General features: G+C 44.1%; 13 protein-coding genes and 2 pseudogenes. 10 read left to right on the plus strand and 5 right to left on the minus strand.

From position 1 onward, the window contains the following. Window positions 1–35 precede the first annotated feature (35 nt). Window positions 36–959, minus strand: coding sequence for an AraC family transcriptional regulator (locus WMO28_RS16605; protein WP_349057692.1), 924 nt, complete (start codon window positions 957–959; stop codon window positions 36–38). Between the two features lie 126 nt (window positions 960–1,085). On the opposite strand from WMO28_RS16605, the gene WMO28_RS16610 reads away from it, so the two are divergent. Both WMO28_RS16610 and WMO28_RS16615 read left to right on the plus strand, forming a co-directional pair. Then, window positions 1,086–1,709, plus strand: a complete 624-nt coding sequence (locus tag WMO28_RS16610; RefSeq protein ID WP_349057693.1) for a sugar O-acetyltransferase — start codon at window positions 1,086–1,088, stop codon at window positions 1,707–1,709. Next, a complete protein-coding gene (locus WMO28_RS16615) occupies window positions 1,699–3,054 on the plus strand; it encodes an MATE family efflux transporter (RefSeq protein ID WP_178645527.1) in 1,356 nt (451 codons plus the stop codon). The genes WMO28_RS16610 and WMO28_RS16615 overlap by 11 nt, the downstream gene beginning before the upstream one ends. Here the strand turns inward: WMO28_RS16615 and WMO28_RS16620 are convergent. Next, a complete protein-coding gene (locus WMO28_RS16620) occupies window positions 3,006–3,962 on the minus strand; it encodes a Na+/H+ antiporter NhaC family protein (protein ID WP_349057700.1) in 957 nt (318 codons plus the stop codon). The genes WMO28_RS16615 and WMO28_RS16620 overlap by 49 nt on opposite strands. Before the next feature lie 102 nt (window positions 3,963–4,064). After that, window positions 4,065–4,868 (minus strand): Cof-type HAD-IIB family hydrolase, encoded by an 804-nt coding sequence (locus WMO28_RS16625; RefSeq protein ID WP_349057694.1) that lies wholly within the window; start codon window positions 4,866–4,868, stop codon window positions 4,065–4,067. Window positions 4,869–5,249: 381 nt separating this feature from the next. Between WMO28_RS16625 and WMO28_RS16630 the strand changes: the two genes are divergently transcribed. The 4 genes and pseudogenes from WMO28_RS16630 to WMO28_RS17190 form a co-directional block, all read left to right on the plus strand. Beyond that, complete coding sequence (locus WMO28_RS16630) at window positions 5,250–5,639, plus strand: hypothetical protein (RefSeq protein WP_349057695.1); 390 nt, start codon at window positions 5,250–5,252, stop codon at window positions 5,637–5,639. Next, window positions 5,620–5,925: a hypothetical protein gene (locus tag WMO28_RS16635; protein WP_349057696.1), complete on the plus strand. Its 306-nt coding sequence runs from the start codon at window positions 5,620–5,622 to the stop codon at window positions 5,923–5,925. The genes WMO28_RS16630 and WMO28_RS16635 overlap by 20 nt, the downstream gene beginning before the upstream one ends. Then, window positions 5,912–6,181, plus strand: a complete 270-nt coding sequence (locus WMO28_RS16640) for a hypothetical protein (RefSeq protein ID WP_349057697.1) — start codon at window positions 5,912–5,914, stop codon at window positions 6,179–6,181. The genes WMO28_RS16635 and WMO28_RS16640 overlap by 14 nt, the downstream gene beginning before the upstream one ends. After that, window positions 6,084–6,305: pseudogene (locus WMO28_RS17190) on the plus strand (response regulator); the annotation flags it as partial. The gene WMO28_RS16640 and the pseudogene WMO28_RS17190, both read left to right, overlap by 98 nt. Here WMO28_RS17190 and WMO28_RS16645 read toward each other — a convergent pair. Further along, window positions 6,274–6,687, minus strand: coding sequence for a C-GCAxxG-C-C family (seleno)protein (locus WMO28_RS16645; protein ID WP_178645522.1), 414 nt, complete (start codon window positions 6,685–6,687; stop codon window positions 6,274–6,276). The pseudogene WMO28_RS17190 and the gene WMO28_RS16645 overlap by 32 nt on opposite strands. 292 nt (window positions 6,688–6,979) lie before the next feature. On the opposite strand from WMO28_RS16645, the gene WMO28_RS16650 reads away from it, so the two are divergent. Together WMO28_RS16650 and WMO28_RS16655 are read left to right on the plus strand one after the other, a co-directional pair. Beyond that, window positions 6,980–7,303 carry a hypothetical protein gene (locus WMO28_RS16650; RefSeq protein ID WP_349057698.1) on the plus strand — a complete coding sequence of 108 codons (324 nt, stop codon included), beginning with the start codon at window positions 6,980–6,982 and terminating at the stop codon, window positions 7,301–7,303. Further along, window positions 7,279–7,737 (plus strand): annotated as a pseudogene (locus tag WMO28_RS16655) (response regulator). The gene WMO28_RS16650 and the pseudogene WMO28_RS16655 overlap by 25 nt, the downstream one beginning before the upstream one ends. Before the next feature lie 95 nt (window positions 7,738–7,832). On the opposite strand, the gene WMO28_RS16660 reads toward WMO28_RS16655, so the two are convergent. Then, on the minus strand, window positions 7,833–9,191 hold the full coding sequence (locus tag WMO28_RS16660; RefSeq protein WP_178645521.1) for a Sapep family Mn(2+)-dependent dipeptidase: 1,359 nt from the start codon (window positions 9,189–9,191) through the stop codon (window positions 7,833–7,835). A 126-nt stretch (window positions 9,192–9,317) separates the two neighbouring features. On the opposite strand from WMO28_RS16660, the gene WMO28_RS16665 reads away from it, so the two are divergent. Together WMO28_RS16665 and WMO28_RS16670 are read left to right on the plus strand one after the other, a co-directional pair. Continuing rightward, the gene (locus WMO28_RS16665) at window positions 9,318–9,548 is read left to right on the plus strand and encodes a hypothetical protein (RefSeq protein WP_435376771.1); all 231 of its coding nucleotides are present in this window, start codon (window positions 9,318–9,320) and stop codon (window positions 9,546–9,548) included. Between the two features lie 92 nt (window positions 9,549–9,640). Continuing rightward, window positions 9,641–9,844, plus strand: coding sequence for a hypothetical protein (locus WMO28_RS16670; protein ID WP_349057699.1), 204 nt, complete (start codon window positions 9,641–9,643; stop codon window positions 9,842–9,844). Window positions 9,845–9,904 lie beyond the last annotated feature (60 nt).

A 9,904-nucleotide genomic window follows, 5' to 3' on the forward strand; every position in this document is an offset into this window, starting at 1 on the left:
ATCTCTTTAGGCCACTTTTCCCCGTCCCCGTTGGTTCACTGGTCCCCATCCCTGTTATGCAGATCATTCCATGTACGAACAGAAGGAATCGACCTGTTTTTCCGGAATTCTCCTGGACTGATACCGGCCCATTTCCGGAAGGATTCAGCATAATAGCTGGCACTGTTAAAGCCTGTGGAAAGGGCGATTTCTGTTATGGAAAGAGAAGTTTCCCGCAGAAGATCGCCGCTTTTGGCAAGACGGTAATTGTTGAGATAATTGTTGGGCGTCTGGGAAAAATATCTGGAAAAAAGCCGGCAGCATTTACTGATTCCCACAGAACCGGCAGCGGCGATCTCTTCCAGAGAAATTTTGACGGTATAATTTTTCTGGATAAAATCTGTCATATTTCGGATCGCAGAAAGATCATTGTCAATATGTGTTTCTGCGTCGGAGGAAGAAATATTTTCATAAAGCATTGCCCAGATGCAGGAGAAAGAAGACAGGATCTTCAGAGGTGCTGTTTTATCTTTCCGATGTTTGAAAAGAAAACGGATCTCATCCAGAATCTTTTGCTGCCAGGAGATTTTTGGAGAGAGAAGGACAAAAGGAGCTTCGTAGTTTCGGATGACCGGAAGGACGAAGCTCTTTTCGTATGCCGGTGAAGCACATAAAAGAACCGGATGGAGCAGGATACAGAGAAAAATACATTCTGTGTGAGTGTTTGAAAAGCCAAAATGGAGCTGGCGGGAATTCACGAAGATCCCCTCATTCTTATGGAGCGGAAAAATATTTCCGTTGACGTTGTACTTCATCTCTCCGGAAAGAATCAGGATCAGTTCAATATCGTCGTGCCAGTGGCTGACACCGGAATAATTTGGGTAACTGGAAAGCAGATCGTAATGGATGCCAGCCTGACAGTCAGCATAATCGTAGATCACATTTTCTGAAAGATCCTCTTTTACGTCTATAGTAATCATTTTATTAACCTCACAGGATTGTTATAAAGTTAGATAGTAAACTGATAGAAAAATATCTAAAATCACAATATAATCATACAAAATTATAAAACAATTGAAGAGAAAAAGATACAGGAGGATTTTTTTATGGATAACATTTACAGGAGAGACCATGGCATGGCTTATATTTCAGATGACGCGGTGCTGGCACAGCAAAAAGAAACCAAAAAGATGATCAGAGAATATAATCAGGTAATGCCGTTTGAACCGGAGAAAGGAATGGCGTGTCTGAACCGTACAGGCATGAAGCATAAAAAGAATGTATACTTTGAACCGCCGTTTTACTGTGAATATGGAAGCCACATTGAAGTTGGCGAAAATTTTTATGCAAATACGAACTGTGTGATGCTGGATGTGGGAAAGATCACCATAGGAGATAATGTTTTAATTGGACCCAATGTGGGAATTTATACAGCCGGGCATCCGATTCACCCGGAAAGCAGGAATTCAGCATATGAGTACGGAATTCCCATTACCATAGGAGACAATGTGTGGGTCGGCGGAAGCTGCTGCATCCTTCCAGGTGTAAAGATCGGAAATAATGTTGTGATCGGAGCCGGAAGTGTGGTTACGAAAGACATTCCGGATAACGTATGTGCAGCCGGAAATCCCTGCAAAGTGATCCGTGAGATTACAGAAGAAGACAGACCGTATTATTTTAAAAACCGCAGATTTGACGAGGAAGCCTGGAAGAAGATCAATGAAAAATAAAAGAGATTCTGCATTTACCAAAAAACTTATGAGTCTTGTAATGCCCATTGCGTTCCAGCAGTTTATGCTGGCTCTTGTCAGTGCATCTGATGCTTTGATGCTTGGAATGATTTCTCAGAACTCTTTGTCTGCAGTATCTCTTGCAGGGCAGGTGACGTTTATTCACAGTCTTCTTCTGGAAGCTATGACGATCGGACTTTCACTTTTGGCAGCTCAGTACTGGGGAAAAGGTGATATTCCTGCTGTTGAGAGGATTTTTGCTTATGTGATGAAGATCACAACATTGATCTCGCTGCTGTTTACGCTGTCGGCATTGTTGGTTCCGGGGCTGCTGATGAAGATTTTTACCAATGATCCGGTTCTGATCAGGGGTGGATCTGTGTATCTCAGAGTGATCGCAGTTTCCTATCTGCTTACCGGAATTTCTCAGATGTATCTCTGCATCTTAAAGAACAGTGGAAGAGCCGGAAAGAGCAGTATGATCAGCGCAACCAGCGTGATCATCAATATTTTTATCAACGCAGTGCTGATTTACGGATTATTTGGAATTCCGCGTATGGAGATCGCAGGAGCGGCACTGGCAACAGTTACAGCTCGTGTGATCGAAGTGGTCTGGTGTGTATGTGAAACGAGCAGGAAGGATCAGGTGAAACTCCGGGCTAAATATCTTTTGAGAAACGATATCATTCTGCGAAGGGATTTCTGGAAATATACAACGCCGGTTATCTGCAATGAGATTGTCTGGGGAACCGGATTTTCCATGTATTCTGTGATCATGGGACATCTGGGAACGGATGCGGTAGCAGCCAACTCTATTGCAAACATTGTGAAAAATCTGGCAGCCTGCTTTTGCATGGGACTTGGAAATGGCGGCGGTATCATGGTAGGAAATGAGCTTGGTGCCGGGAAACCAGATACTGCAAGAGAATACGGAGGAAGGCTTTGCAGACTGGCTGTGGCAAGTGGAATCGTATCAGGGCTGATCCTTCTGGCGTGTAGTCCGCTGATCCTTCGTGTGGCTAATTTAAGCACTGTGTCACGGGAATATCTGCAGGGAATGCTTCTAATCTGTGCCTATTATATGATCGGACGTTCTGTAAATGGTGTCACCATCAGCGGAATTTTCTGTGCAGGCGGTGACAGCAGATTTGGTCTTTATTGCGACTGTATTACCATGTGGTGCATTATTGTTCCATTGGGACTGATCGCAGCCTTTATACTGAAATTGCCTGTACTTGCTGTTTATTTCGTGGTCAGTCTGGATGAATTTGTAAAAATCCCCGCGGTATATCGTAATTATAAGAAATACAGATGGGTCAGAGATCTTACAGTAAAAACGGAATAGACCAGGTTAGCACTGTTTTCCAGATCCAGGGCAAAGGAATCTTTTTCCGGATTGTCTGCGCGGCAGAGCTGGTCGGTTAACATAATGGCAAGTGTCTGATTGCAGGAGATTGCTGAAGTGATGACAGAAGTCAGAAAGGTAGCACCATAAGGTGTGATCCGTGAACTTAACCTCTTCATCATAGCTTCGATCCCACTGAGAAAACCGGTTCCCTCAAACATACCGGAATAGCAGGAAGAAATTCCCACGATCACGTAGACCCGGGCCATGGAAAGAAATCCGCCACCGCCCATAAGTGCGGCGATATTTTTATCCGCAGGCGAAAAACCTGAAAAACAAAGAGCAGGAAGCTCCGATATAGAAAAATGCTGTACAGTTACAGCCAGGACCATTCCCATCAATACACTGATGGCGATGGTCTTTTTTATGTCTATACGAAGAAGAGAAAGCACCAGTACCAGGACAACCGGAAGCAGCATCAGCGGCGTAAAATGATAGTAATTCTGCAGCAAATTTCTTGTAGAATCTGCAGAAGTGCCGGCATGCAGCGTCCATCCAAGTACTGCATAAATAATACAGGAGAGGGCAAAAGGAACCAGGGCGCTCCTGAGCATATTCCGGATATTGGAAAAAAGATCTGTCTTTGTCAGTTCACTGACCAGAAGCGCGCTGGTGGAAACCGGTGAACAGCGGTCGCCGAAAAAAATCCCTGCCAGGATCGCACCACCTGTATATATAGAAGGAATTCCCATACTGTCAGCCATGGTCATACAGATCACGCCGATGGTAGCGGCACTTCCGAAAGAAGTACCGGTAAGAAAAGAAACCAGGCAGCACAGAAGAAAGGAGGCTAGCAGCATGACCGACGGCCTGCATATGGCGGAGGCATAATATACGATGTAGGCAATGGATCCGCATGCCCGTCAGACAGCGGTCAGAAGGCTGATCACACAAAGTAGCAGACTGATGGCAAAAAGTGCCAGAAACAGAAATTCCATATCAGTCTTCTCCTAAAAAAATTCTCTAAGAGCATATGCAATACCATCCGAATTATTGGACAGTGTAACCTTATCAGCTGACGCTTTCACAGCGTCTTCCGCATTTTCCATGGCAATGCCACAGCCGGCAGTCTGGATCATCGGGATATCGTTTTCGGAATCTCCGAATGCAGCGGTATCAGCAGGATTGATTCCAAGCCGGTTGCATACTTCGAGAAGAGCTTTTCCTTTATTGATGGAAGCGGGAATGATCTCCAGATAAAATGGTGCTGTGCGGACAACACTCAGCTCATCTGAAAGCTGTGCGCGGATTGCATTCTGGACATTCAAAATCTGTTCCGGATCCACGGACAGCAGAATCTTTACAGGGGAGAAATTGAGAAAATTCATCAGACTGTCGACCTCCGTGCATTCCATCTGATTATTCCAGCATTCGTATTCCACTTTATATCCATGAGAATCTTCAACGTAGAAGCGTTTTCCGTCGTCCAGGATCACAGTTACAGGAAGAGATTTCAGAAAGAGAAGAATAGAGAGGGCGATTTCCACATCAATATGCGTTTCTGAGAGAATGGTTCCGTCTGTGGCATCGATAACCTTTCCGCCGTTGTAGGCCATGAGAATTCCGTGATGCTCAGTGAGCTTTAATTTATCGGAAACAGAATAAAGTCCGGGAATCGGTCTGGCGGAGGCCGGCATGATCCGGACGCCTTTTTTCTGAAGCTCCAGAAGGGTGTTGAGGGTGTCAGCAGTAATCTTTTTTTCGTCATTGGTAAGTGTACCGTCAATATCAAGAGCGATAAGTTTTGGTAACATGGAAAAAATCTCCTTAAATTGTGTATTTTGTGATATGGAATATTATAGCACAGCTCGGCAGTAATCTTTGGGCAATCTGTTAGTCTATGCAAAAATTATCTATGTTTGCAAAAAAACAGTACAGTCGGGTATAATCAGCTTAATAAGACACCGTGTACATAAAAACGAAAGGAGGAACGGATGAAGAGCAGACAGATATGTTCTATGCTACTGACAGGAGCATTGGTTATTTCAATGCTGGCCGGATGCGGACCGGAGACAACAGCCGGACAGATTTCAGCAGGGAAATGCAGCGTTTTTTATGGGAGGAATGGATCGTTATACACAGAATGAGGACGGAACCGGCGATCAATACGGTGTTCTTCCATACCTTTTCTGGAGGTGGTTTCCACACCGGAGGGACAGAAGGCTCTTCAGGGAAACCGTGCAAGTACGATATCTTCACTGAAAGGAGGAATCTTTTTTCAACAGTATCTGACCCGTCAGACGTACAAGGAGCGAGTCAGTCAGCTGACTCAGAGCACACAGCTTCTGTATACAAATCTGGAAAATACACTGGATTCACAGTGGATTTATATCTCGGCTGTGATCAGTGGAATGAATTACCGGCATCCGGAGAATATCACGCAGATGCGGTCCTATATGCGAAATGTATCCAGACAGCTTGATCTGGAAAACATGGGAAGCAATGAGAACCAGATGGCTTTTGCACAGAAGCTGGAGCATAGCGTGCGTATCCGGAAGGAAAAAGATGAAGATGTATTCAGATGAACAGCAGAACGAAAGCCTTCTCAAAGGTCGAAATGCTTTTCGTACCCTGGAAAAAATGTCCTATACGAATTATGATGACTTTGAGAGCTGCAGGCAGGTGCTGGATGAGAAGGGCTTTGTATGCGCCAATGTGTTTTATGAGGATCAGGAATATTATTTCTGTCTGAAAAAGATCCCGGCCTATGACTGGTTTATGCTTTTTATGGTGCCTGCAGATTCTGTGGCAGCAGATACCATGGCGATGGTAAACTCGAATCAACGATGTTCTGGATATGTCAAAGATTGAAGCCGGGAAGATGAAGCTGTCACCGGAGGAGGAGAATATCGAGGATATCATTGAGAATGTAGAGGTTCTGGTACGCCCGCAGACGATGGCAAAGAGACAGGAATTTGATGTCATCACAAAAAATCTGGTAGATCTCATGGGTGGCAATATTTCTGTAAGAGGCCACAAGAGCGATCCGAAGATCTGCTCACCCGATGGCACGGAGGATAGCAATCGTGGCTATGACAGCCAATGCCTTTGTGGAGGATATCCATGATGCATTGGAGTCAGGAATGGATGCTCATGTGGCTAAGCCGGTAGATATGAAATTATTGAAAAAAACAATAAAAAACAATAAAAAACAAATAATTATTTATTCTCTTTCAGGTATTCCTCTGTAAGTGCCACTGCATCTGTGATGCACTGCGGGCAGCTGCAGAGAACCTTGCCTGTTTCCACACCTTTTAATTCGCGGCAGATGCAGGAGCCGTTTTTATCTTTGAATTTCTGAATATATGTGCGGAGCTTCTTGTAGGTATCGCCTTTGGTCTTTGAGCCTTCATCAGGATTTCCCTGGCTGCTGGCAAGACCGATGATCATGGTCATACCGGAGAGTGCGCCGCACATTTCCATAACACCCATTCCAAGACCGAAGCCTTCGGCAATACGGAACATTTCTTTTTCATCAATGCCAAATTCCTGACAGAAAGAACAGGCGACAGCCTGTGCACAGTTGCATCCGTTTTCGTGTAATTTTGTTGCATGTTCAGCTTTTGTACTCATGAGATAATTCCTTTCTTTGTGAGATAAATGTCTGTATAAGATTGTTATACCCGTAGAAAAACATTATAACACAGATCAGGCATTGATGCATGACTTCTGTACATTGTGAAGCGTGTTACCTGGTAAGGAGGGAACAGTAACTGATAATATGCTATATGTGCATATTCTACAAGATTCAGTGGACAGATGTTGGAATCTTGGCTATACTGTATATGGATTGAGCGATTTGCCGGAATATGGCAGATGTATAGCATCAGGTGCCTGCAGGAAGTGAAGAGAACAGGAGAAAAGAATGAAAGAAGATACGCGGCTTCTGGAGAAAATCTTAAACGATTCGAATCAGATGATACAGGTAAGTGATATTGCTACATACAGCATGATGAATGCGATCATTGGTTTTACTGCACTGGCAGCAACCCACATTGATAATAAAGAGCAGGTAAAAAATTATCTAAAAAAGATCACGACCTCAAGTACACATCTTCTGAATATCGTCAGCAATGCAATCAAGTTTACTCCGGTGGGCGGTACTATCAGCATTCGTGTTTCCGAGAAGCTGGTGTTACGGCATTTGTGTCCAAGCCGTTGTTTATGTCAAAGCTTCGTGCCGTGCTGACACAGCCAACGGAGGTGGAAGAGCCGAAGGCACCGGAGACAGATACGATTCTCCATGGTAAACATGTGCTGCTTGTGGAGGATAATGAACTGAATCAGGAGATTGCAACTGCAATTCTTGAGGAGGCCGGAATGGTCGTGGAGCTGGGACGGGATGGCGTGGAGGCTGTAAATAAGATGGTCGTTGCAACCGAAGATCAGTATGACCTGATCCTTATGGATATCCAGATGCCGAAGATGGATGGCTACACAGCAACCAGATAGATCCGTACACTGGCCAATAACCAGAAGGTGAATATTCCGATTATTGCGATGACAGCCAATGCCTTTGAGGAGGATAAGCAGAAGGCTTTTGCAGCAGGAATGAACGGGCATATTGCGAAGCCGATCGATGTTAATATTCTGATGGAGACTTTAAGTGAGATTTTTCAGTAGAATATAAATAAAAAATGGTGAGGAGCTTTTGGAAGGGTTCCTCACCATTTTTTAACAGTATCTGATTCTGTATGATCGGTACAGACCTCAGAAAATCAGATCGCAAGAAGGTTTCTGATGGCTTCCATATAGATCAGAACAGATTCCTCCATGCCGGATACTAGAAGGTATTCATCTGCTCCGTGGATGCGGTAGTCGATACCTGTTTTTTCCGGACCGAAAGCGATGATGTTTTTAAGGGATTTTGCGTAAGTGCCGCCTCCGATGACCATAGGCTGATTTTCGGTATCGCCGGTTACATCGGTATATGCTTTGTAAAGGGCGTTGACAAGCGGGGACTCTCTTGGGAAGAATAATGGTTCTCCGATTTCCACGATCTCAATACGTCCATGGTTGTCCTCCAGTCTGTTCTCACACATTTTGCGTACATCTGCTTCTTTCAAGGTCACAGGAACACGGATGTCGATGGTGCAGGAGATCACACCGTCCTCAGTCTTGACGATTCCGTTGCAGAGAGTCAGATCACCATAGTCATCTGCAAATTTCATGCCAAGTCCGGAACCATCGCAGTCGGTGCCGATATGTGAATTATAAAATTCTACAAAATCATCTTCAAATCCGGCTTTTGCAAGGCATTCAAAAGTTACTCCGGCCGCATTGACACCGAAAGCAGGTGTGCTGGCATGTGCAGGAACACCTTTGGCGTAGATGGTAAGTTCGCCGTTTTCTTTTGTGACAGAGTATTCCTGAAGCTTTGCCTCTGAGAGGGCTTTTTCCAGCTTTTCTTTCAGACCGGCATCTGCAGGAACAACGGTTGTGCAGGTGTCACATACCGCATTTGCCACAAAACCACCGTTCATGGAAATGATACGGGTATTTTTGGAATAGGCCATGAGGAAAGCACGTCCCTTTTCACCGTGGATGCAAGGAAAATTGGCGTCAGGTGTGAAACCGCAGGAGAGCTCTTCCGCTACCTGGTTGTAATGCTCCATACATTTTGAACCGGTTTCCTCGTTACATCCCATGATGAGGCGGACTCTCTTATTCAGTTTTACTCCGGAGTCACGGAGAAGTTTCATAGCGTAAAGAGCTTCAAGAACAGGTCCTTTATCATCTGTGGTTCCGCGTCCGTATACATAATCACCGTCACGTGTAAGCTTGAACGGATCATAAGTCCAGTCACCGCCGACCGGAACGATATCCAGGTGTCCGGCGATGCCGACGATCTCTTCACCTTCGCCCATTTCTGCATATCCGCAGTAGTTATCAAGGTTTACTGTTTTGAAACCAAGTTCCTCTGCAATTTTAAGACCTTCCGCAAGAGCCTTCGCAGGGCCTTCACCGAAAGGCATTCCCTCTGCCGGAGTTCCAAGCTGGGAATCAATGGCAACCAGTCTTCCAAGGTTTTCAAGAATTTCGTCTGATAATGAATGAATCGTTTTTTTTGTATCCATGATCGTATTTCCTCCACTGTAATATAGTGATGCTGTTTATGGCAGCTTCTGTTATTATAGCACAGATGAAAAGGTTTCGCGAATTTTCAGATTCGGTGTTCTACCGCAACTGAAATACTCAAAGCCATGGAAAGAAAAGGGTTAATTATCCGTGAGCCGGTTTCTTATGATAAAAGAGCTAAGAGAATTATACTTACAGAGGCTGCTCTTAAAATCTGCGAAGATAACAAGACGAAAATATTAGCGACAGAGAAGGAATTAGCGAAAGATCTTTCGGATGAAGAATTGAAAACCTTTTTTTATTTATTGGATAAAATCAAACAGAATATTGAACATGTAGAAGCAAGGGAACGGTGATTTTCACTGTTCCTATAAAAAGCTCATATACTTAGGAATTGAAGTAATAATTATTTGCTATAGAAGCTCAAAAAGAAAGAAACAATTTAAGTATGAACACATCATCAAATTTTGGGAAGGATTCTATCTGGAGCCTTATCGCCAAAAACGGAATTCCTTCTATGTTGACTATGGTTATTGTCATTATCTACAATCTTGCCGATACTTTCTTTGTCGGTCAGACGCATAAGAAGAATCTGGGGATTGTTTTCCATACAGGTATTCATGCGTTTATTTTACTTATTTTAGGAAGATAAGCGGGAATCCTCGGTAATTCAATTGCCGAGATGAAAGCGTAAACTGTGCATATCTGCACA

It is taken from the genome of Blautia aquisgranensis (genome assembly GCF_040096615.1).
GTDB lineage: Bacteria > Bacillota > Clostridia > Lachnospirales > Lachnospiraceae > Blautia_A > Blautia_A aquisgranensis.